The 21,103-nt window shown below is 65.7% G+C and carries 20 protein-coding genes; 14 read left to right on the top strand and 6 right to left on the bottom strand.

Features of this window, described 5'->3' with window-relative positions; all coding sequences use genetic code 11:
* The first annotated feature begins 57 nt into the window (after positions 1 to 57).
* The 6 genes from AWB95_RS18860 to AWB95_RS18885 are packed head-to-tail and all read left to right on the top strand — an operon-like array spanning position 58 to position 6,268.
* Positions 58 to 1,767 carry an FAD-binding protein gene (locus AWB95_RS18860; protein ID WP_269745734.1) on the top strand — a complete coding sequence of 570 codons (1,710 nt, stop codon included), beginning with the start codon at positions 58 to 60 and terminating at the stop codon, positions 1,765 to 1,767.
* Entirely contained in the window at positions 1,764 to 3,065 is a 1,302-nt protein-coding gene (locus tag AWB95_RS18865) for an LLM class flavin-dependent oxidoreductase (protein ID WP_062539988.1), read from the top strand. Before AWB95_RS18860 ends, AWB95_RS18865 begins: the two co-directional genes overlap by 4 nt.
* Positions 3,062 to 3,886: a coniferyl-alcohol dehydrogenase gene (locus AWB95_RS18870; protein WP_062539987.1), complete on the top strand. Its 825-nt coding sequence runs from the start codon at positions 3,062 to 3,064 to the stop codon at positions 3,884 to 3,886. Before AWB95_RS18865 ends, AWB95_RS18870 begins: the two co-directional genes overlap by 4 nt.
* A complete protein-coding gene (locus AWB95_RS18875; protein ID WP_062539986.1) occupies positions 3,874 to 4,863 on the top strand; it encodes a cyclase family protein in 990 nt (329 codons plus the stop codon). The genes AWB95_RS18870 and AWB95_RS18875 overlap by 13 nt, the downstream gene beginning before the upstream one ends.
* A gap of 8 nt (positions 4,864 to 4,871) precedes the next feature.
* Positions 4,872 to 5,450 (top strand): NADPH-dependent FMN reductase, encoded by a 579-nt coding sequence (locus AWB95_RS18880; RefSeq protein WP_062539992.1) that lies wholly within the window; start codon positions 4,872 to 4,874, stop codon positions 5,448 to 5,450.
* On the top strand, positions 5,447 to 6,268 hold the full coding sequence (locus AWB95_RS18885) for an alpha/beta fold hydrolase (RefSeq protein WP_085168507.1): 822 nt from the start codon (positions 5,447 to 5,449) through the stop codon (positions 6,266 to 6,268). Before AWB95_RS18880 ends, AWB95_RS18885 begins: the two co-directional genes overlap by 4 nt.
* Here the strand turns inward: AWB95_RS18885 and AWB95_RS18890 are convergent.
* Together AWB95_RS18890 and AWB95_RS18895 are read right to left on the bottom strand one after the other, a co-directional pair.
* On the bottom strand, positions 6,234 to 6,689 hold the full coding sequence (locus AWB95_RS18890; protein WP_085168518.1) for a type II toxin-antitoxin system VapC family toxin: 456 nt from the start codon (positions 6,687 to 6,689) through the stop codon (positions 6,234 to 6,236). The genes AWB95_RS18885 and AWB95_RS18890 overlap by 35 nt on opposite strands.
* 6 nt (positions 6,690 to 6,695) lie before the next feature.
* A complete protein-coding gene (locus tag AWB95_RS18895; protein WP_085168508.1) occupies positions 6,696 to 6,929 on the bottom strand; it encodes an antitoxin in 234 nt (77 codons plus the stop codon).
* A gap of 289 nt (positions 6,930 to 7,218) precedes the next feature.
* Here AWB95_RS18895 and AWB95_RS18900 point away from each other — a divergent pair, with 289 nt between their 5' ends.
* Genes AWB95_RS18900 through AWB95_RS18935 form a run of 8 tightly spaced genes read left to right on the top strand, consistent with a single transcriptional unit; the run spans position 7,219 to position 16,853 of the window.
* Positions 7,219 to 7,935, top strand: a complete 717-nt coding sequence (locus tag AWB95_RS18900; protein WP_085168519.1) for an MlaE family ABC transporter permease — start codon at positions 7,219 to 7,221, stop codon at positions 7,933 to 7,935.
* A gap of 1 nt (position 7,936) precedes the next feature.
* On the top strand, positions 7,937 to 8,806 hold the full coding sequence (locus tag AWB95_RS18905) for an ABC transporter permease (protein ID WP_062540092.1): 870 nt from the start codon (positions 7,937 to 7,939) through the stop codon (positions 8,804 to 8,806).
* Between the two features lie 5 nt (positions 8,807 to 8,811).
* Positions 8,812 to 10,029 carry an MCE family protein gene (locus AWB95_RS18910; RefSeq protein WP_062540091.1) on the top strand — a complete coding sequence of 406 codons (1,218 nt, stop codon included), beginning with the start codon at positions 8,812 to 8,814 and terminating at the stop codon, positions 10,027 to 10,029.
* The gene (locus AWB95_RS18915; protein WP_062540090.1) at positions 10,026 to 11,066 is read left to right on the top strand and encodes a virulence factor Mce family protein; all 1,041 of its coding nucleotides are present in this window, start codon (positions 10,026 to 10,028) and stop codon (positions 11,064 to 11,066) included. Before AWB95_RS18910 ends, AWB95_RS18915 begins: the two co-directional genes overlap by 4 nt.
* Complete coding sequence (locus tag AWB95_RS18920) at positions 11,063 to 12,610, top strand: MCE family protein (RefSeq protein WP_085168509.1); 1,548 nt, start codon at positions 11,063 to 11,065, stop codon at positions 12,608 to 12,610. Before AWB95_RS18915 ends, AWB95_RS18920 begins: the two co-directional genes overlap by 4 nt.
* The gene (locus AWB95_RS18925; RefSeq protein ID WP_085168510.1) at positions 12,607 to 14,175 is read left to right on the top strand and encodes a virulence factor Mce family protein; all 1,569 of its coding nucleotides are present in this window, start codon (positions 12,607 to 12,609) and stop codon (positions 14,173 to 14,175) included. The genes AWB95_RS18920 and AWB95_RS18925 overlap by 4 nt, the downstream gene beginning before the upstream one ends.
* Positions 14,172 to 15,296 (top strand): virulence factor Mce family protein, encoded by a 1,125-nt coding sequence (locus AWB95_RS18930; RefSeq protein ID WP_062541190.1) that lies wholly within the window; start codon positions 14,172 to 14,174, stop codon positions 15,294 to 15,296. Before AWB95_RS18925 ends, AWB95_RS18930 begins: the two co-directional genes overlap by 4 nt.
* Before the next feature lie 3 nt (positions 15,297 to 15,299).
* Positions 15,300 to 16,853, top strand: a complete 1,554-nt coding sequence (locus AWB95_RS18935) for a virulence factor Mce family protein (RefSeq protein ID WP_062541189.1) — start codon at positions 15,300 to 15,302, stop codon at positions 16,851 to 16,853.
* A gap of 31 nt (positions 16,854 to 16,884) precedes the next feature.
* Here the strand turns inward: AWB95_RS18935 and AWB95_RS18940 are convergent, their stop codons facing one another.
* The 4 genes from AWB95_RS18940 to AWB95_RS18955 are packed head-to-tail and all read right to left on the bottom strand — an operon-like array spanning position 16,885 to position 21,062.
* Positions 16,885 to 17,778, bottom strand: coding sequence for an SDR family NAD(P)-dependent oxidoreductase (locus AWB95_RS18940; protein WP_062541188.1), 894 nt, complete (start codon positions 17,776 to 17,778; stop codon positions 16,885 to 16,887).
* Complete coding sequence (locus AWB95_RS18945) at positions 17,775 to 19,295, bottom strand: flavin-containing monooxygenase (protein WP_062541187.1); 1,521 nt, start codon at positions 19,293 to 19,295, stop codon at positions 17,775 to 17,777. The genes AWB95_RS18940 and AWB95_RS18945 overlap by 4 nt, the downstream gene beginning before the upstream one ends.
* A gap of 4 nt (positions 19,296 to 19,299) precedes the next feature.
* Positions 19,300 to 20,187, bottom strand: a complete 888-nt coding sequence (locus AWB95_RS18950) for a metal-dependent hydrolase (RefSeq protein WP_062541186.1) — start codon at positions 20,185 to 20,187, stop codon at positions 19,300 to 19,302.
* A gap of 17 nt (positions 20,188 to 20,204) precedes the next feature.
* Entirely contained in the window at positions 20,205 to 21,062 is an 858-nt protein-coding gene (locus tag AWB95_RS18955; RefSeq protein WP_062541185.1) for a metal-dependent hydrolase, read from the bottom strand.
* Positions 21,063 to 21,103 lie beyond the last annotated feature (41 nt).

Consider the following 21,103-nt stretch of genomic DNA (forward strand, 5'->3'; position numbering starts at 1 on the left):
GTGAAGTTAGGTTCACGTTCGACACCCGAGTGTGAACCTAACTTCACGCTCGGCGGTATTCATGAGGTCGATGTCCTGGTGGTCGGCTCCGGCGGCGGCGGCATGACGGCCGCGCTGACGGCCGAGGCCGCCGGGTTGGACACCCTCGTCGTCGAAAAGGCTTCGTATTTCGGCGGTTCCACCGCACTGTCCGGCGGCGGCATCTGGGTGCCCGGAGCGCCGGCGCAACGCCGCGAGGGTTACACCCCGTCGCCCGACGGTGTCGTCGAGTACCTGCGCCGCATCACCGACGGCCTGGTCAGCGACGCCCGGATCCGCCGGTACGTCGAGGCGGCGCCGCAGATGATGGAGTTCCTCGAGCAACTCAGCCCGTGGTTCGAATTCGTCTGGAAACCCGGCTACGCCGACTACTACCCGGAGTTGCCCGGCGGCTCGGAGCTGGGCAGCACGATCAACGTGCCCGCGATCGACCTGCGCACGCTGGGGCCCGACGAGCAGCACCTGCTGCAGCCGCTGGCGCTGGCGCCGCGGGGAATCTGGCTGGGCCCCAAAGAGCTCCGCTCCTTCTATCAGGTCCGTCAATCGTGGGCGGGCAAGGCGGTGCTGGCCAAGCTGGTGTGGCGGATGGTGCGGGCCCGGGTTTTCGGCGACCGCATGGCGGCCATCGGACAGTCGCTGGCGGCGCGGCTGCGCCTGGCGATGAAAGATCGCGGCATTCCACTGTGGCTGAACTCGCCGATGACCCAGCTGATCACCGACGCCGACGGGTCGGTGACCGGGGCTATGGTAGTCAAAAACGGTGCGCCACGGCAGATCTACGCCCGCCGCGGCGTCATTCTGGCGACCGGCGGATTCGACCACGACCTGGCCTGGCGCAAAGAACACCAGCCGGTCATCGACCAAGATTGGAGCTTCGGCAACCCCGCGGCCACCGGCGACGGCATCCGCGCCGGCCAGCAGGTAGGCGCTGCCGCCGACCTGCTCGACGAAGCGTGGTGGTTCCCCGCCATCCAATGGCCCGACGGCAGGCTGCAATTCATGCTCAACGAACGCATGATGCCGTCCCAGTTCATCGTCAACGGCGTCGGGAAACGCTTCATCAACGAGGCCGCGCCCTACATGGACTTCGGCCACGCCATGCTCGAGGGTCAAAAGACTGGTGTCACCCACATCCCGTGCTGGCTGATCACCGACCACCGGTCCTGGAACCGCTATGTCATCGCCGGACATCTTCCGTTACCGAAGGTCCCCAAAGCGCCGGTGCCCACCGGCCGCAAAGTTCCGCACGCCTGGCTGGACTCTGGCGTGGTCAGGTCCGCCACCAGCTGGGCGGAACTGGCCGCCAAGATCGGCGTCCCCGCCGCCGCGCTGCAAGACACCGCGACACGATTCAACGAGCTGGCCCGCAAGGGTCACGACGACGACTTCAACAGAGGTGACAGCGTTTACGACAACTATTACGGAGATCCCACCCTGGACAATCCCAACCTGTATCCACTGGGCAAGCCGCCCTACTACGCGTTCCGGATCATTCTCGGCGACCTCGGCACGTCGGGCGGCTTGCGCACCGACGAGCACGCCCGCGTGGTACGCGCCGACGACAGTGTGGTGCGCGGCCTGTACGCGGTGGGCAATACCGCAGCGCCGGTGATGGGCCGCAGCTACGCCGGCGCCGGCGCCACCATCGGACCGGCCATGACGTTCGGCTACGTCGCGGCCAAACACCTTGTAAGCCAACGGTCAACGCTTATTGGAGGTAACCAGTGAAAATCTCACTGTTCTACGAATTCGCCCTGCCCCGCCCGTGGACGCCCGACGACGAGCGGATCCTGCTGCAGGACTGCCTCGACGAGGTGGAGGCCGCCGACAAGGCCGGTTTCTCCACAGTGTGGCTGACCGAGCACCACTTCCTCGAGGAGTACTGCCATTCCACCGCGCCGGAGATCTTCCTGGCCGCCGCCAGCCAGCGCACCAAGAACATTCGGCTGGGTTTTGGCATCATGCATCTGCCGCCGGTGGTCAACCACCCCGCCCGAGTGGCTGAACGGATCGCTACCCTGGATCTGCTCTCCAACGGACGCGTCGAGTTCGGCACCGGAGAATCCTCGTCGGTCGGCGAACTCGGCGGCTTCGGCATCGATCCCGCCGACAAGCGCGCCCAGTGGGAGGAGGCGCTCGAGGTCTCGATCCGCTGTATGATCGAAGAACCCTTCACCGGGTTCAAAGGCGAACACATCGAGATGCCGGCCCGCAACGTGATCCCCAAACCGATGCAAAAGCCGCATCCGCCGGTGTGGGTGGCCTGCACCCGGCCGGCCACCGTCCAGATGGCCGCTCAAAAGTGCATCGGCGCACTGAGTTTCGCCTACACCGGTCCGGGGCCGCTGACCGAGCGGGTCAACGGGTACTACAAGGAATTCGAGGAGAACGGCGTCCCGGTCACCCCGGCGATCAACCCGAACATCCTGGCCATTGGTGGCGACCTGTCGATGATGGTCGCCAAGACCGACGAGCAGGCGCTGCAACGGCTCGGAAAAGGCGGCGGTTTCTTCTCGTTCGGGATCATGCACTACTACATGACCGGTGTGCACACGCCGGGCCGGACCGGCGTCTGGGAGCGCTACCTCGAAGAGGTCGAGAAGGATCCGACGCTGGCCTACGGGCCGGGGCGCGGGGCGATCGGCTCGCCGGCCACGGTGCGGGAGTTCCTGCGCGGCTACGAGGACAGCGGCGTCGACGAGATCATCTTGCTGCTCAACCCGCGCAGCCACGAAGGCACCATGGAGTCCATCGAGATCATGGGCAAGGAAGTACTGCCCGAGTTCATCGAACGCGACGCAAAAGCGGTGGCCGACAAGGCAAAGCGGTTGGAGCCGGTCGTCGAGAAGATCGAGGCCCGCCGGACCGCGTCCACGGCACCGGAATTCGACGAAGGCTACTCGTTCGGCGGCCTGCCTACCGGTCGCGGCGGGAAGTTCACCGCGAGCGAGATTCCCGAGGCGATGGCCGAGATCAACGAGGGCCGGGTTCAGGCGGCGCAACGCGCCAAAGAACAGCGTCAGTGACCGACGAACTCTGGCGATACGACGGCCGCCGCGTGGTGGTCACCGGCTGCGCGTCGGGAATCGGTGCGCACGTCGTGCACCAACTCACCGAGCTCGGCGCCGACGTCGTCGGATTGGACACGCGGCGGCCCGCATTCGAGGTCGGGGAGTTTCACCAGGTGGACCTCGCCGACGCCGAATTGATCGACCGCGCCGTCGCGTCGATCGGCGCCGGAGTCGACGCGCTGTTCAACATCGCGGGCGTCTCCTCCGGCATCGGTGATCCACTGCTCGTCGTCACCGTCAACTTCCTTGGCCTGCGCCACCTCACCGAGGCGCTCAGCCCCACCATGCCGCCCGGCTCGTCGGTGGTCAGCGTGTCCTCGCTGGCGGCGGCCGGATACCGCGATCACCAACAGCAGGTGGCCGGACTGCTCAACACCAGAACCATGCCGGAGGGAATCGACTGGTGCCGCCGCCATCCCGACGCGCTGGCCGGCGGGGGCTACCGGTTGTCCAAAGAAGCCGTCATCCTCTACACCATGACAACCGCCGCCGCCCTCGGTGCCCGGGGCATCCGGATCAACTGCACCGGCCCGGGCGTCACCGACACCCCGATACTCGACCAACTGCGCTCCACGTACGGCCAGGCATACCTCGACGACATCCCCAAGCCGCTGGGCCGGGTCGCCGAACCCGAGGAGCAGGCGTCGGTGCTGGTGTTCCTGAACAGCCAAGCGGCCAGCTATATTTCGGGCCAGGTCATCTGGGTCGACGGCGGGACTGTCGGTGCGGCGGTCGCCGCCGAACTCGAGGAGGGACGCGCGTCATGGCCGGCCTGAGCGACTTTCGCCGGCTCGCGCGCGAGGTCAGCAACTGGGGCCGCTGGGGCGACGACGACGAGCTGGGAACCTTGAACTTCATCGACGCGGACAAGGTCGCCCACGCCGCAAGCCTGGTCAAGCACGGCAAAGTGTTCCCGCTCGGTGTGGACTTCGGCTCGGCCGGCCCGCAGGGAGCGTTTCAGTTCCGGCACAACCCGATCCACGTCATGACCGTCGACGGCGGCGACGCCGCCACCCTGGCGCAGTACGGGCCGAAGTGGACCCGCAACTCGGTCGCGCAAGAGGTGAGCGGTTATTTCGAAGACGGCCTGCTGCGCTTCAACGACGACATGATCATCATGCCGCTGCAGGCAGCCACCCAATGGGATGCGCTGTCCCACGTGTACTACGAGGACCAGCTCTACAACGGCTTCCCGGCCAGTTCGGTCACCAGCTACGGCGCCTTTCACTGCGGCATCGACAAGGTCGACGGCAAGGGCATCACCTCGCGCGGTGTGCTGCTGGACCTGGTGCGGCATCGCGGCGCGGACACCTTTCTAGAGCATGGCAACCCGATCACGCCCGAAGAGCTCGACGACGTCGTCCGCGCGCAGGGCGTGACGATCGGCCGGGGCGACATCGTGTTGATCCGGACCGGTTGGTGGGCACGGTTTTTGGTCACCGGTGACGGCAGTGAGCCGGGTGCGGGACTGGACTGGCGCTGCGCCTCGTGGTTCCACGACCACGACGTGGCGGCGGTGGCCGCCGACAACCTGATGGTCGAAGACCCGGTGTCCGGTGTTGAGGGAACCTTTTTGCCGATGCACATGCTGTGCCTGCGCGACATGGGCCTGATGCTCGGCGAGTACTGGGATCTGACCGCGCTGGCAGCGGACTGCGCGGCCGACGGCGTCTACGAGTTTCAGCTCGTCGCGCCGCCGTTGAGGGTCGTCGGTGCGGTGGGCTCGCCGGTGAATCCGATCGCGATCAAGTAGGGATGAAGATGACACAAGTTGTTGGGCCACTGGTGGTCGGGGTCGGCGGCACGCTGCGATCGAACTCGTCGACCGAGCGGGCCTTGCGGCACTGCCTAAAAGCCGTTGAGCGCCAGGGCGGCCGCACCAAACTGTACTGCGGCGAGGACATCGAGCTGCCGATGTACAACCCGCACGATCCGGCCCGCACCGACAAAGCCGTCGAGTTGATCGGCGCATTGCGGCAGGCCGATGCCGTCGTCGTCGCGTCACCCGGATACCACGGCGGGGTCTCCGGGCTGGTGAAAAACGCGCTGGACTACATCGAGGATATGCGTGACGACTCCCGGGTCTATCTCGACAACAAGCCGTGGGGCTGTATCAGCTGCGCCTACGGGTGGCAGGCGGCGGTTGGCACGCTGGATCAGCTCCGGGCGATCGGTCATGCGTTGCGCGCCTGGCCGACTCCGCTGGGCGTCGCGATCAACTCGGCAGACCAGATCTGGGACGAGGCCGGTGGACTGGCGGACGCCGCGGTGCGGGCGCAGCTGGATCTGCTGGCCTCGCAGGTGCTCACGTTCGCGCGATCGGCCCCGGGCACGGCATGAACTCCTGGCAGCGCAGGACCGTCGTCGTCGACGGGCTGGTCACCAGCTATCTGGAAGCCGGCGCCGGCGAGCCGGTGGTCCTGCTGCACGGCGGAGAATTCGGCGCCAGCGCCGAAATCGGTTGGGAGCACACTATTCCCGCGCTCGCCGAGCATTACCGTGTGCTGGCGCCGGACATGCTGGGCTTCGGTGAGACGGCCAAAGTCGTCGACTTCAACGACGGACGCGGAATGCGGATCCGCCACGTCGCGCGGTTCTGCGCCGAAATGGGCGTCGAATCGGCACATTTCGTCGGTAACTCGATGGGTGCCATCAACCTGCTCGTCGACGCCACCTCCGACGCGCCGCTGCTGCCGGCGCGCAGCATCGTGACCATGTGCGGCGGCGGCGAGATCCAGCGCAACCAGCACATGGAAGCGCTGTACGACTACGACGCCACTAGCGAGGGCATGCGCCGCATCGTCGAGGCGCTGTTTTCCGATCCCGCCTACCCGGCCGACGACGAGTATGTGCGGCGACGCCACGAATCGGCCACCGCGCCCGGTGCCTGGGAGGCCGTCGCGGCGGCGCGGTTTCGCCGGCCCGGCGCGCCCCCGCCGCCTGCGCCGTCGAGTCAGCGGGCATACGGACGCATCTCGGTTCCAACGCTGGTCGTCGAGGGCGCATGCGACAAGCTGCTGCCGCTCGGCTGGGCCAAAGAAATCGCCGACCAAATCCCCGACGGTCGCTCGGCGGTGGTCGAGGCGGCGGGCCACTGTCCACAGATCGAGCAACCGGAGATCGTCAACCAGCTACTTCTGGACTTCCTCCGTGCGTGATCGGATCCCACACCCGCGAGAACCCGAAGTCGTTGAAGTCGTTGATGTTTCGCGTGGCGAACTCATCGACACCGTGGTGGCGCAATGTCAGCGCCAGTCGCGCGTCGAATAGGCGCCGACGAGCAATTCCGGGCGTGGCCGCCCGTACCCATACATCGTTCATCACCGGGGCATTCTCGATGAGCGCCCACAGCCGGTTACGGCGATACGCCTGACAGACCTCTGCTGCCTCGGGGCCATCGAGCGGTCGCGTCACCACCGCCGGATTCCGCAGCAGTTGATACAGCTCGATGAGCACGAGCTCACAGACCGCGACGTCGGTCCGACTTGCGCACTCGACGAGGAACCTTGAGGCGGCGGCATGTTCGGGACAATCCTGATTTTGGGCATACAGCAGGACATTCGTATCGATCGAGAGCACGGCCACTCACGCTTCGTTGGCGAGCTCGCGCCACGCGTCGTCGGACACCCGAAACGGGCCGAGCCGACGCGGGGCGGGCGGCTGCCAGGCATCGCCCGCCACGTCGCGTTTCGGGTAGATCCGCACCATGTGCTCAAGCCCGCGACGCACGACCTCGGCAAGGGTCATTTCGTGCTCCTGCGCAACTCGCTTGGCGTCACGATAAAGCTCATCCGGCAGTTGGATTTGCGTGCGAATCATACATCAAATTTACATCTGCATCTAAAAGGCATCAACGTCCGGCGAACTGTCGAGAATCGCCATTGACTTCGTTCCGACGACTGCAGCGTGTCTCGTGGGTTTGATGTGATTTTTGCTACATAGTGTGGCCTATGGGAAACGTGTGTTGTCACATAGCCTGCTGCCCAACGCACCCCAGAAGATCGGCGACGCAGCGGTGACGACCGCGACACCCACGTCGACGCGGATCACCGAGTACGTCCGCGACCAGCTCACGCCCCCGCTGGCGACGGTCGGTGGTTTCGCCCGGATGTGTGTGCTGACCGGGAAGGCGCTATTCCGGGTGCCTTTCCATTGGCGCGAAACCATCTACCAGTGCTGGTTCATCATGCGGGTCGCGCTGCTGCCCACCATCGCGGTCTCGATCCCGCTGACCGTGCTGATCGTCTTCACGCTCAACACCCTGCTGTCGGCGTTCGGCGCCGCCGACCTGTCCGGTGCCGGCGCGGCGCTGGGCGCGGTCACCCAGCTGGGGCCGCTGACCACCGTGCTGGTAGTCGCCGGGGCCGGGTCGACGGCCATCTGCGCCGACCTGGGTGCCCGCACCATCCGCGAGGAGATCGACGCGATGGAGGTGCTCGGGATCGACCCGATCCACCGGCTCGTGGTGCCGCGGGTCGTCGCCGCCATCTTCGTCGCCACGCTGCTCAACGGCACCGTGATCACCATCGGCCTGATCGGCGGCTTCTTTTTCGGCGTCAAGCTCCAAAACGTCTCGGGCGGCGCCTATCTCGCCACGCTGACGCTGGTCACCGGTCTGCCCGAAGTGGTCATCGCAATGGTCAAGTCGGCGATATTCGGGGTGATCGCCGGTTTGGTGGGCTGCTACCGCGGCCTGACCACCAAGGGCGGTCCCAAGGGCGTCGGCATCGCGGTCAACGAGACGCTGGTGTTGTGCGTGCTCGCGCTATTCGCGGTCAACGTGGTGCTGACGACCATCGGTGTGCGGTTCGGAACGGGCCGCTGAGATGTCCACTGCCACAGTCATACGCGCCCGTTACCCGCGCACCACCGCCAGCGTCGAGCACTATGTCGGCGGTGTCACTCGGGCCATCAGCCGGGCCGGGCAGATGACCCGGTTCGCGCTCGCCGGCAGTTGGTCGATCGGGTGGGCGCTGCGCCGCTACCGCCGGGAGACCCTGCGGCTGATCGCCCAGATCGGCATGGGCACCGGCGCGATGGCCGTCATCGGCGGCACCGCGTCGATCATCGGTTTCACCACGCTGTCCGGCGGCTCGCTGATCGCGATCCAGGGCTTCGCGTCGCTGGGCAACATCGGCGTCGAGGCGTTCACCGGATTCTTCGCAGCGCTGGCCAACGTCCGCGTCGTCACCGCGGTCGTCACCGGCGTCGCGCTGGCGGCGACCGTCGGTGCCGGCGCCACAGCCGAATTGGGCGCCATGCGGATCAGCGAGGAGATCGACGCCCTCGAGGTGATGGGCATCAAGTCGATCGCGTTCCTGGTGTCGACCCGTCTGATGGCGGGGCTGGTGGTGGTCGTCCCGCTGTACGCGATGGCACTCGTCATGTCGTTTCTGTCCGGACAGACCGTCACGACGCTGTTCTACGGACAGTCGGTCGGCACCTACGAGCACTACTTCCGGACATTCCTGCGCACCGAGGACGTGTTCTGGTCGGGGGCGGAGGTCATCGTCATGGCGGTGATCGTGATGATCACCCACTGCTATTACGGATACACCGCCAGCGGCGGTCCGGTCGGGGTGGGCGAGGCGGTCGGCCGGTCGATGCGTTTCTCGCTGGTGTCGACCGTGATCGTGGTCCTGCTGACCTCGCTTGCGCTCTACGGCGTCGACCCGAACTTCAACCTCACGGTGTAGCCGCCATGACGATTCCGATCAAGGAACGCAAGACGCGAAGCTGGCCGGACCTGGTGGCGGGCCTGGGGTTATTGCTGGCGTGCGCACTGGTACTTTCGTTGACCTACTGGCAGTTTCGCGGCAACTTCACACCCAAGACACGGCTGACGATGCTGGCCGGCCGGGCCGGCCTGGTGATGGATCGCGGCTCCAAGGTCACCTTCAACGGCGTGAGTATCGGCCGGGTGGCGGAGATCTCCGAGGTTCAGCACGACGGCGAGCCGGCCGCCAAGTTCACCCTCGACGTGGATCCGCAGTACGTGCAATTGATTCCGTCCAACGTCAAGGCCAAGATCCAGGCGACGACGGTATTCGGCAACAAATACGTGTCGTTCACATCGCCGCAAAACCCGTCACCGCAACGGATCACACCGCAGCACGAGATTAACGCGATCTCGGTGACCACCGAATTCAACACCCTGTTCGAGACGCTCACCCAGATCGCGGAGAAGGTCGACCCGGTCAAGGTGAACCTGACTCTGTCCGCGGCCGCGCAGGCGCTGAGCGGGCTGGGCGACAAGTTCGGCCAGTCGATCGTCAACGGCAACGCGATCCTCGACGACGTCAATCCGCAGATGCCGACAATCCGCCACGACATCCAGCAGCTCGCCGCACTGGGTGACATCTATGCCGACAACGCACCGAACCTCTTTGACGCCCTGAACAATGCGATCACCACCGCACGAACCCTCAACCGCCAGCAGGCCGACGTGGATGCCGCACTGTTGGCCGCGACCGGCTTCGCCAACACCGCGGCAGACACGTTCGAGAAGGCCGGCCCCTACCTGCAGCGCCTCCTCGCCGATCTGGTGCCCACCGGCCGCCTGCTCGACACCTACAGCCCCGAGATCCTCTGCACATTCCGCAACTTCGCCAAACTCGTGCCCAGGATCGCGGAGCTGGAAAGCGGTAACAATTACTCTGCGCGGCTTGGTGTTTCGCTCAACGGCGCGGAGAACCCGTACGTCTATCCCGACAACCTGCCGCGAGTGAACGCCCGGGGCGGACCCGGTGGCTCGGCGGGTTGCTGGCAGCCGATCACCCGGGACCTGTGGCCGGCGCCCTATCTGGTGATGGACACCGGCAACAGCATCGCGCCGTACAACCACTTCGAAATCAGCCAGCCCCTCGCCACCGAATACGTGTGGGGACGCCAGTACGGGGAGAACACGATCAACCCATGAAAATCCGCGGAACCGTTATCCGACTCGCCGCCATCGCGTCGGTGCAGCTGTTGTTCACGGCAGTCATCGTGATTGTTTTCGGCCAGGTGCGATTCGATAAGACGGACAGCTACAGCGCAGAGTTCAGTAATGCCAGCGGCTTACGCGCCGGCCAGTTCGTTCGCGCCTCGGGCGTCGAGGTCGGCAAGGTCAAAAGTGTGGACCTGATAGACGGGGACAAGCGAATCCGGGTCGAGTTCACCGTCGACCGCTCCATCCAGCTGTACCAGTCCACGACCGCGGCGATCCGTTATCAAGATCTGATCGGCAACCGCTATCTCGAACTCGACCGCGGCACAGGCGAAAACGCCGAACGGGTGCTTCCGCCCGGCGGATTCATCCCGCTCGCCCGGACCCAGCCGGCGCTGGATCTGGACGCGCTGATCGGCGGCTTCAAGCCGCTGTTCCGGGCGCTCAATCCCGAAAAGGTCAATAGCCTCGCGTCAGCCATCATCACCGTGTTCCAGGGCGAGGGCGGCACCATCAACGACATCCTCGACCAAACCGCGCAGCTGACCGAACATCTGGCTCAGCGTGACGAGGCGATCGGCGAGGTGATCAAGAACCTGAACACGGTGTTGGACACCACGGTCAAGCACCGCAAGGAGTTCGACGCGGCCGTCGACAACGTCGAGAAACTGGTCACCGGGTTGAAGGACCGCGCCGATCCGCTGGCCACCAGAACCGCGCATATCAGCAACGCTGCCGGAACTGTGGCCGACCTGCTGGCCGACAACCGAAACTTGTTGCACGACACCGTGAGCCACCTGGAGGTCGTCGCGCAGCCGCTTGTCGACGGGCGCGACCGCCTCGAGAACATGTTGTCGAAGCTGCCAGATGCGTTCAATCGCATCGGCCGCGCCAGCGGCATCTACGGCGACTTTTTCAACTTCTACCTCTGCGACGCGTCCCTCACGGTCAACGGCCTGCAGCCCGGCGGCCCGGTCCGCACGGTCAGGCTCTGGCAGCAGCCGACGGGTAGGTGCACCAGGCAATGAGAACGCTGGAACCCGCGAACCGGGTCCGCATCGGCGCCCTGGCCATCGTCGTGGCGCTGCTCGTCGTCGGGGTGGGCCAAAGCTTCAGCAGTGTCCCGATGCTGTTCGCCACCCCGAGCTACTACGGACAGTTCACCGACACCGGCGGACTGAGCAAGAACGACAAGGTGCGCATCGCCGGCAAGGATGTCGGCATTGTGCAGAGCCTCAAAATCGAGGGCGACCACATTCTGATCAAGTTCTCGACCGGCACCCACACCGTGGGCACCGAGAGCCGGCTGGCGATCAAGACCGAGACCATCCTGGGCAAGAAGGTGCTCGAGATCGAGCAGCGCGGCAGCGAAAAGCTGCGCCCCGGAGGGGTTTTGCCGCTTGGCCAAAGCACCACTCCATATCAGATTTACGACGCGTTCTTCGACGTCACCAAGGCCGCCGCTGGGTGGGACATCGACACAGTCAAGCGATCGTTGAACGTGTTGTCGCACACCATCGATCAGACCTACCCGCACCTCAGCGCCGCACTCGACGGCGTGGCCAAGTTCTCCGAGACCGTGGGCAAGCGCGACGAGGAGATCAGGCACCTGCTCGAGCGGGCCAGAAAGGTGGCCGATGTCCTGGGTGACCGCAGTAAACAGATCAACGCGCTGCTGGTGAACGCCCAGGCCTTGCTGGCCGCGTTCAACCAACGCGGTCGGGCCGTCGAGGCGCTGCTGAGAAACGTGGCGTCGTTCTCAACCCAGGTGCGCGGGCTCATGCGCGACAACCCGAACCTGCACCACCTGCTCGAGCAGCTGCGTGTTGTCACCGACATTCTGGCCAAGCACAAGAACGACCTGGCGTCCGTGCTGACCACGCTGCGGAACTACACCGCGGCGCTGAGCGAGGCGGTCGGCTCCGGCCCGTACTTCAAGGTGATGGTCGCAAACCTGTTGCCGTACTGGATTTTGCAGCCGTGGGTGGATGCGGCGTTCAAGAAGCGCGGCCTCGATCCGGAGGACTTCTGGCGCAGCGCGGGGTTGCCGGCGTTCCGGTTCCCCGATCCCAACGGTACCCGGTTCCCCAACGGTGCGCCGCCACCGGCGCCGCCGGTGGCCGAGGGCACCCCGGATCATCCGGGGCCCGCGGTGGCGCCGGGCTCGCCGTGTTCGTACGCGCCGCCGCCGGAGTTGTTGCCGCGCCCCGGTAATCCGATGCCGTGCGCGGGTGTCGATCAAAGCGAGGGGCCCTTCGGGGCCAACGGGCCGTATCCCGGCGCACCCGACGTGCGACCCGCCCCCGCCAACCCGAACGGTCTGCCGCCGACTCCGGGTATCCCGATCGCAGGCCGGCCAGGCGAAGCGCCGCCGGACGTTCCCGGCACGCCGGTGCCGATCGCGCCGGGGCCGCCGGGGGCGCGCAGCGAGCCGTTGGGGCCGCCCGGCCCGACGCCGCCGCCGTCGACGTTCGCGCCCGGACTGCCGCCGGGGCCGCCGGCGCCGCCCGGACCCGGTGCACAACTCCCAGCGCCGTTCATCACGCCTGATGGGACCGGAGGCCAGTATTGAGCACCATCTTCGACATCCACAACGTGCGGCTGCCCTCACTGTCGCGGGCGTCGGTCGTCATCGGTTCGGCTGTGCTGCTGCTGAGTCTCATCGCGGCGTTCGTCGGCTGGCAGGTCTATCACCGGCTGACGAATACCACTGTGGTGGCGTACTTTCCGCAGGCCGACGCGCTGTACTCCGGGGACAAGGTGCAGATCATGGGCATTCGCGTCGGCGCGATCGACAAGATCGAGCCGGCCGGCGACAAGATGAAAGTGACCTTTCACTACCAGAGCCGGTACAAGGTGCCGGCCAACGCGCAGGCGGTGATCCTGAACCCGACGCTGGTGGCGTCGCGGGCCATCCAGCTCGAGCCGCCGTACAAGGGCGGGCCGGTGCTCGCGGATAACGCGGTGATCCCCATCGAACGCACCCAGGTGCCGGTGGAATGGGACGACCTGCGCAACCAATTCACCAACATCATCGACAAACTCGGCCCCACACCCGAACAGCCCAAGGGCCCGTTCGGCGACATCGTCGAATCCTTCGCCGACGGGCTGGCCGGCAAGGGCAAGCAGATCAACACCACGCTGGACAACCTGTCGCAGGCCTTGACCACCCTCGACGAGGGCCGCGGCGACTTCTTCGCCGTGCTCCGCAGCCTGGCGCTGTTCGTCAACGCTCTGCACGAAGACGATCAGCAGTTCGTCGCGCTGAACAAGGACCTGGCCCAGTTCACGAACGCCCTGACCTCCTCAGATCAGGCCGCCGCCAACGCGATCCAGCAGACGGACGACCTGTTGGACACGGCTCGCACGTTCTTCAACGAGAACCGCGAGGTGCTGGCCCACGACGTCAACAACCTCTCCGAGGCGACCACCGCGATCGTGCAGGATACCCCGAGGGACGGTTTGGAGACCGCGCTACACATCCTGCCCACCATGGCCGCCAACGTGCTGGGCATTTACGAGCCCGCGCACGGCAGCCTGACCGGTGTGCCCGCGCTGGTCAACTTCGCGAACCCAATGCAGTTCATCTGCAGCGCAATTCAGGCCGGCAGCCGACTGGGGTATCAAGAGTCCGCCGAACTGTGTGCGCAGTATCTGGCCCCGATTCTGGACGCGATCAAGTTCAACTACGCGCCGTTCGGGATGAACCTGTTCAGTTCCGCCGACACCCTGCCCAAGAACGTCGCCTACTCCGAGCCGCGGCTGCAGCCGCCGCCTGGGTACAAGGACACCACCGTGCCCGGGATCTTTTCGCGGGATACGCCGTGGTCGCACCGGAACTCCGAGCCGGGCTGGATTGTCGCGCCGGGCATGCAAGGAGTGCAGGTCGGGCCGGCCACGGCAGCCTTGTTGACGCCGGAGTCGCTGGAGGAGTTGATGGGTGGCCCGGACATCGCCCCGCCGCCGCCGGGACAGAACATGCCCGGCCCGCCGAACGCCTACGACCAGAACAACCCGCTGCCGCCGCCGTGGTATCCGCAGCCGCTGCCCTCACCGACGGCGGCCGCGCCACCGCCGCCGGCTGAAGCTCCGCTCGGTGCCGCCGAGGCGCCCGGACCGGCAGGACCGGGATCATGAGGCGGGCGACGCGACGCGCGCTGGCCTTGTTGGTGGCCGTGATGGTGCTGACGTCCTGCGGGAACTGGCGCGGGATTTCCAACGTGCCGCTGCCCGGCGGGCCGGGTAGCGGACCGGGCGCCTACACCGTCTACGTGCAGATACCGAATACGTTGGCGCTCAACGGGAACAGCCGGGTCTTGGTGGCCGACGTCTTTGTCGGCACCGTGCGCGCGATCAACCTGAAGAACTGGGTCGCCACGCTGACGATCGATCTGGACAAGGCTGTCCGATTGCCGAAGAACGCCACCGCCAAGATCGGCCAGACCAGCCTGCTGGGTTCTCAGCACGTCGAGCTGGCCGCGCCGCCGAACCCGTCGCCGCAGCTGCTGAAAGACGGCGACACCATGGCGCTGAAGAACGCATCGGCCTATCCGTCGATCGAGCAGACCCTGGCCAGCCTGGCGATGGTGTTGCGCGGCGGCGGGATTCCGAACCTCGAGGTGATCCAGAACGAGGTCTATAACATGCTGCACGGGCGCGCGCAGCAATTCCGGGAGTTTCTGCACAAGCTGGACACCTTTGTCGCCAAGCTCAACCAGCAGCGCGGCGACGTCACCCACGCGATCGATTCGACCAACCGGCTGCTGGGCTATGTGGGCGGACGCTCGGATGTCATCGATCGGGCGCTCACCGAGTTCCCGCCGCTGGCAAAGCATTTCGCAGATCAGCGGGATCTGTTCATCAACGCCGTCGACGCGGTGGGACGGCTCAGCGACGTCGCCGACCAGACGCTGTCGGCGTCACGGGGCGATCTGCATCAGGATCTGCAGTTGCTGCAGCGGCCGCTGAAGCAACTCGGCCTTGCCTCACCGTATTTGGTGGACGCCCTGGGGCTGCTGCTGTCCCCGCCGTTCACCATCGACAGCGTGCCGAAGATCGTGCGCGGCGACTACATCAACGTCTCCGGGTCGTTCGACCTCACGCTGAGCACCATCGACAATGCCGTCTTTTCCGGAACCGGAATCTCGGGAATGCTGCGCGCACTCGAACAGTCGTGGGGCCGCGATCCCGCAACCATGGTCCCCGACATCAGGTTCTCGCCCAACCCTGCCGACGCTCCGGTGGAACGGGGTGAGTAGCCGATGTTGACCCGCTTCATCCGCTACCAGTTGATCGTGTTCGCCATTCTGACGGTGGCCGCACTGGTTGCCCTGGGCTGGTATTACCTGCGGCTGCCAAGCCTTGTCGGCATCGGCCAGTACACGCTCACAGCGGATCTGCCTGCCTCGGGCGGTTTGTATCGCACGTCGAATGTGACCTATCGCGGGATTCAGATCGGCAAGGTTACCAAGGTTCAGCCGACGGTGAAGGGCGCGCGGGCCACCTTGTCCATCGACAAGCGTTACCGAATCCCCGTCGACGCCACGGCCAACGTGCACTCGGTGTCGGCAGTCGGCGAGCAATACCTGGACCTGGTGTCCACCGGCAATCCGGGAAAGTTCTTCTCGCCCGGCCAAACCATCACCAAGGGAACGGTGCCCAGTGAGATCGGCCCCGCGCTGGACGCCGCCAATCGCGGCCTGTCTGTGTTACCCAAGAACAAGATCGGATCGCTGCTCGACGAGACCGCCCAAGCGGTCGGCGGCATGGGGCCGGCGCTGCAACGCTTGGTCGACTCGACCCAGACGGTTGTCGGCGACTTCAAGAACAACCTCTCCGACGTCAACGACATCATCCAGAATTCCGCACCGATCATCGACAGCCAGGTCAACTCCGGCGATTCGATCGAACGCTGGTCCCACAACCTGAACGTGCTGACGGCGCAGGTCGCCCAGAACGACGCCAGCCTGCAACGCATCCTGTCGAAGGCTCCGCCGACCGCCGATCAGGTCGCCGAGGTGTTCAGCGACGTCCGGGAGGCACTGCCGCAGACGGTGGCCAACCTCGAGATCGTTGCCGACATGCTCAAGCGCTACAACAAGGGCCTCGAGCAGTTGCTGGTGTTCTTGCCGGAGATCGGGTCGATCGCGCAGTCCGTGATCGCCTCGGCCCCGGGGTCCGTGCTGATGGACTTCAACCTGTCGCTCAACAATCCGCCGCCGTGCCTGACCGGATTCCTGCCGGCATCGGAGTGGCGAGCGCCCGCCGACACCAGCACGGCGCCGTTGCCGGCCGGCACGTATTGCAAGATCCCGCAAGACACTCCGGCCAATGTGGTGCGCGGTGCGCGCAACCTGCCGTGCGTCGACGTCCCGGGCAAACGTGCGGCGACGCCGCGGGAGTGCCGCGACCCCAAACCGTACGTGCCGCTGGGCACCAACCCGTGGTACGGCGACCCCAACCAGATTCGTAACTGCCCGGCGCCCGGGGCGCGCTGTGATCAACCGGTCAACCCCGGCCAGGTGATACCGGCGCCGTCGGTCAACAACGGACTGAACCCGCTACAGGCCGATAGGGTGCCCGGGACGCCGCCGCCGGTCAACGATCCGCTGTCCCGGCCGGGTTCGGGCACCGTCCAGTGCAACGGACAGCAGCCCAACCCGTGCGTCTACACGCCGTCCAGCCCCGCGGCCGTCTATTTGCCGTCCAGCGGGGAAGTGGTGGGGCCCGATGGGGTCAAGTACAACCTCGAGAATTCGACCGACCTCGGTGACGACGGGTGGAAGCAGATGCTCGCGCCGGCCCCGGCTCGTTGAGATCGCGCTCAAGGCTGTCGATTGCTGAAAATCACGACCCTGAGCGCGATCTCAACGAGAGGCGGGCGCCGAGCTTCGCCAGCCTTTCGATCGACAACGGCCGGGCCATGGTCCTGTTTATGCCGGGGGCAATTCTCAGCATGACGTAGCCGAGCCAGGCTTCGGCGCGAACGGGCACCACCGCGAGGTCGAATCGCACACCGCGCACGGCCGCCCGCGCGACCAGATCGGGGCTCATCGGCGAGAACGGCAGCCTCTCGGCGAATTCCTGCAGCTGCCTGGTGAGCTGCTTGCCGCGATCGATCAGCGCTTCGTCGACGCCCACCATGATCGCGTGGTCGCCGATGTTCGTGTTGATCACGCCGGGGCAAATAGCGCTGACCCCAACACCTTTCGGCCCCAGCTCCAGGCGCAGACACTCGGTCAGCATCTTCACACCGGCCTTGGACACCGAGTACGCAGACATCACCGGCGTCGGGGTGAACGCGGCCGCCGAGGCGATGTTGACGATGTGACCGCTGCCGCGCTCGACCATCTGGGCACCGAACGCCCGGCAGCCATAGACCACGCCCATCAGGTTGACGCCGAGCTGGTGCTCCCAGTCGGCCGGGGTCAGCTCCAGGAAGGGGCCGCCGACGAGCATGCCCGCATTATTCACCAGCACATCGGTATAGCCGTGCTCGGCGAGGACGTCGCAGGCGAACGCATCCCACTCGTCGGGCTTGGTGACGTCGAGCTGCGCGGCCGAGGCGGAGTAGCCGTGGCCGCGGATGACCGCTGTTGTCGCCTGCGCGGCATCGAGGTCGAGGTCGGAGACCACCACGTGCGCACCGAGTTTGGCGAATCTCATCGCGGTCGCCCGGCCGATGCCGCTGCCGGCGCCCGTGACCACTACGACCCGCGGCTGCAGCCGGTTGAGCTTCACACGAATTCCTTCGCTTTGGCCACCGCCGGCGCACCCACGCTGTAGCGATACACGTCGAGGTCGTAATGCCGGTTGTGCCAGTACATTTCGCCATGGGTTGACGGACGGAACGGTGAATCGCCGTGGCTGTTGAGGTAGTAGGTGTTCGACCCCGCGCATGTCGGGGTGAACAGGAAGTTCTTCTGCTGACGCCGCAGGCAGCTGCGGAAGTACTCGTCGTGTGCCTCTTGGCGGACCTCACATACGGTGGCGCCGCGGCGCTTGGTCTCCGCGATGGCGCGGCTCAGGTGCGCCGAGGTGGCCTCGATCATCCACAGGTACGAGCCCAGCACGAATCCGTAGGGTCCGGTGATCGCGAACATATTCGGAAAGCCCGGCACCGAAACCCCTTGATACGCCTGGTATCTGTGCTCTTCCCAGAACTGTCCCAGTTCTACGCCGTCGCGGCCGACCACCGGGAAGGGCGGCACCGCCCCCTTGTCCCACAGCCGGAAGCCCGTCGCGCAGATCAAGACGTCGACCCGATGCTCGGCACCGTCGACGGTGCGCACGCCGTCGGTGGTGACGCGCTCGATGGACTCGGTGACCAGGCTGACATCGTCGCGGTTGAAGGTCCGCAGATAGTCGTTGGACATCGACGGGCGTTTGCAGCCCAATCCGTACCGGGGGATCAGCTTTTCCCGGATCACCGGATCCTTGACCTGACTGCGCATCCAGCGCCGCACCGGTGCTTCGCCTAGTTGCCGGGTGGCATCGACCAGCCACCGCGGCCCGGCCCACAGCCCGCTCATGCCCAGCTCGGTCAGCGCGGTGCCGGCCATCCGGATGGTCGATCGAATCCACGGTTGGCTCATCAGCGCCCGGCCCAGCGGACCCACCGTGACATCCGGTTTGGGAAACACCCAGATCGGGGTTCGCTGGAACACGGTGAGGTGGCTGACGTCGTCGACAATCGCGGGCACCAGTTGCAGCGACGTGGCTCCGGTGCCGATCACCGCGACCCGCTTGCCAGTCAGCTCCACGTCGTGATCCCACAGCGCCGTGTGCACCAGTGTGCCACCGAATTCGTCGAGGCTCGGGATGTCGGGCATCTTGGGGCGTTCCAATCCGCCCACCGCCATCACGACGAACCGTGCGGTCAGCTTCCGGTCGCCGTCGGTGGTCAGTCGCCACAGGCTGTGGGTCTCGTCGAAGGTTGCCGACGTGATCGTGGTGGACAGGCGCAATTTCTCGCGCAGGCCGTACTTGTCCACCATGTCGTCGGCGTAGTCGCGAAGTTCTGCTCCCGGAGTGAAGATCCGGGACCAGTCGCCGCGCTGCTCGTAGGAGAAGCTGTAGATGAAGGTCGGGATGTCGACTGCCACGCCCGGATACGTGTTCGCGTGCCAGGTGCCGCCGACCCGATCCCATTTGTCGGCGATGACGAAGTCGTGAATTCCTCGTCGCTGCAGGGCGATACCGGCTCCGATGCCGCCGAAGCCCGCCCCCACGACGACGACTTCGTAATCTGGGATCATCGCTCTACTTGAGGTGGTCGACCAGGGCGCCTTCGGTGCCGAACAATTCCCGCCGCCACCTTTCCAGCAGCTCGCTGGTGTCGATGTCGTCGGGGTGGAAACCCGGCCTCATGTACTTACGCAGATCCGCCATCAGGCCTTTCAACAGCGGCCCCCGAAAGACGCCGATCGTCTGGCGCAGCACCGTGATCGGGCGCCAGCCAGTGGGGTCCAACATGATCGACAGCGCCACGCCGCCCGTGACGACCGGGATGGTGAGGACGTAGATCACCGCCATCACCCCGATGCGGATCCACTCCGGTCCGCCGACCGCGCGGTAGACGTCGAACGCCACCGACTTGTGTTCCAGCTCCTCGATGGCGTGCCAATTGAGCAGGTGGCGTACCTCGGGATCGCCTGGGATCGCCTGCATTTCGTCGGTCAGCATGCGCTGCGCTAGTGTCGCGGTGTAGTGCTCGGCCGCCGCCGTCATCGCCAAATGCAGATAGCCCGGCAACCGGTTCTCATAACGCAGCAGCAGTTTGTGGCGCCTGCTGTCGTGGTCGAACATGAACAGGCGGACCAAGGGATAGCCCTTTGCGACCAGTTGCTCGTTGAGCCGCCGGTGCTCTTGACCGTGCACCGACTCCTGGCCGATGAATCCGGCGACTCTTTTCTTGAGCACAGGATCGGTCACCTGATCGGCGAAGCGGCGCACCGACCTGATGAACCCCTCCTCGCCGGGCGGGAATATCGCCGACAGCAGCGCGGTCAGGTGGCTGAGCACGATGTCGCCCTCGACGAAGTGACGCTTCATCGGCTGCGGGTCGCCGAAGCGGAACCGGATGCGACGCACCGGGGGATACGTTCTGGCGGAAACGCTTTCGACTGTCGCCCGCTGTACAGCACCCATGACGATCTTCTCCTTGGTTACTTCAGGTGGTCGACGAGAACGCCCTCGGAGCCGAAGAGTTCCTCGCGCCACTGCTCCAAAAGTGCTGTGGTGTCGATGTCGTCGGGGTGGAAGCCCGGACGCAGGTATTTCGCGAGCTGGCCGATCAAGCCTTTGAAGAACGGACCGCGGTACAGGTCGTAGGCCTCGCGGAGCAACCGCAGCGGGTGCCGCCGTGCGATCGGGTCGCGCGCCAGCCCGATCGTCAGCAAGACGGTGGTAAGCGGAATCATCACCGCAAGCAGTACGGCCATCACGGTGATGCGGACGCGTTCGGAGCCGCCGACCGCGCGATACACGTCGAACGCCACGGACTTGTGTTCCAACTCTTCGAGGGCATGCCAGTTCAGCAGGTTCCACACTTCCGCGTCACCCGGAATCGCCTGAACCTCAGGGCTGGACAACACCCGTTCGGCAAGCACCGCCGTATAATGTTCGGCGGCGGCGGTCAGCGCCAGGTGCCGTCGGCCACCCAACCACTCTTCGAACCGAAGCCGCTTGTCCCTCAACGACTCCGAGTCCCACCACCCGATCGGGTAGCCCATCTCGATGAGCTTCTCGTTGAGCCGGCGATGCTCCTGACCATGCGTGGATTCCTGGCCGATGAAGCCGCTGACCCGTTTCTTCAGCACCGGATCCGTGATGCGGTCGGAGTACCGGCGCACCGATCGGATGAATGCCTCCTCGCCCGGCGGGAACGACCCCGACAGCCCGGCCACGAAGTGGCTGAACACCATGTCGTTGTTGACGAAGTACTTGCCGTATGTCTCGTCCTCGCCGAATCGGAAGCGGATCCGCCTCGTTGCCGGATAACTGAACCGTGTCGCGCTCGCCATGACTCCGATGGCCTTTCTCCGAACGTTCAGTACCTAGTACT

It is taken from the genome of Mycobacterium celatum (assembly GCF_002101595.1).
Lineage (GTDB): Bacteria > Actinomycetota > Actinomycetes > Mycobacteriales > Mycobacteriaceae > Mycobacterium > Mycobacterium celatum.

What these genes read in the sequence shown, in the direction of transcription:
- AWB95_RS18905 (WP_062540092.1), top strand. Translation starts at nt 7,937, where the DNA reads ATGTCCACTGCCACAGTCATACGCGCCCGTTACCCGCGCACCACCGCC.
- AWB95_RS18895 (WP_085168508.1), bottom strand. Translation starts at nt 6,929, where the DNA reads ATGATTCGCACGCAAATCCAACTGCCGGATGAGCTTTATCGTGACGCC.
- AWB95_RS18930 (WP_062541190.1), top strand. Translation starts at nt 14,172, where the DNA reads ATGAGGCGGGCGACGCGACGCGCGCTGGCCTTGTTGGTGGCCGTGATG.
- AWB95_RS18900 (WP_085168519.1), top strand. Translation starts at nt 7,219, where the DNA reads ATGTGTGTGCTGACCGGGAAGGCGCTATTCCGGGTGCCTTTCCATTGG.
- AWB95_RS18945 (WP_062541187.1), bottom strand. Translation starts at nt 19,295, where the DNA reads ATGATCCCAGATTACGAAGTCGTCGTCGTGGGGGCGGGCTTCGGCGGC.
- AWB95_RS18920 (WP_085168509.1), top strand. Translation starts at nt 11,063, where the DNA reads ATGAGAACGCTGGAACCCGCGAACCGGGTCCGCATCGGCGCCCTGGCC.
- AWB95_RS18910 (WP_062540091.1), top strand. Translation starts at nt 8,812, where the DNA reads ATGACGATTCCGATCAAGGAACGCAAGACGCGAAGCTGGCCGGACCTG.
- AWB95_RS18955 (WP_062541185.1), bottom strand. Translation starts at nt 21,062, where the DNA reads ATGGCGAGCGCGACACGGTTCAGTTATCCGGCAACGAGGCGGATCCGC.
- AWB95_RS18950 (WP_062541186.1), bottom strand. Translation starts at nt 20,187, where the DNA reads ATGGGTGCTGTACAGCGGGCGACAGTCGAAAGCGTTTCCGCCAGAACG.
- AWB95_RS18935 (WP_062541189.1), top strand. Translation starts at nt 15,300, where the DNA reads ATGTTGACCCGCTTCATCCGCTACCAGTTGATCGTGTTCGCCATTCTG.
- AWB95_RS18875 (WP_062539986.1), top strand. Translation starts at nt 3,874, where the DNA reads ATGGCCGGCCTGAGCGACTTTCGCCGGCTCGCGCGCGAGGTCAGCAAC.
- AWB95_RS18915 (WP_062540090.1), top strand. Translation starts at nt 10,026, where the DNA reads ATGAAAATCCGCGGAACCGTTATCCGACTCGCCGCCATCGCGTCGGTG.
- AWB95_RS18880 (WP_062539992.1), top strand. Translation starts at nt 4,872, where the DNA reads ATGACACAAGTTGTTGGGCCACTGGTGGTCGGGGTCGGCGGCACGCTG.
- AWB95_RS18885 (WP_085168507.1), top strand. Translation starts at nt 5,447, where the DNA reads ATGAACTCCTGGCAGCGCAGGACCGTCGTCGTCGACGGGCTGGTCACC.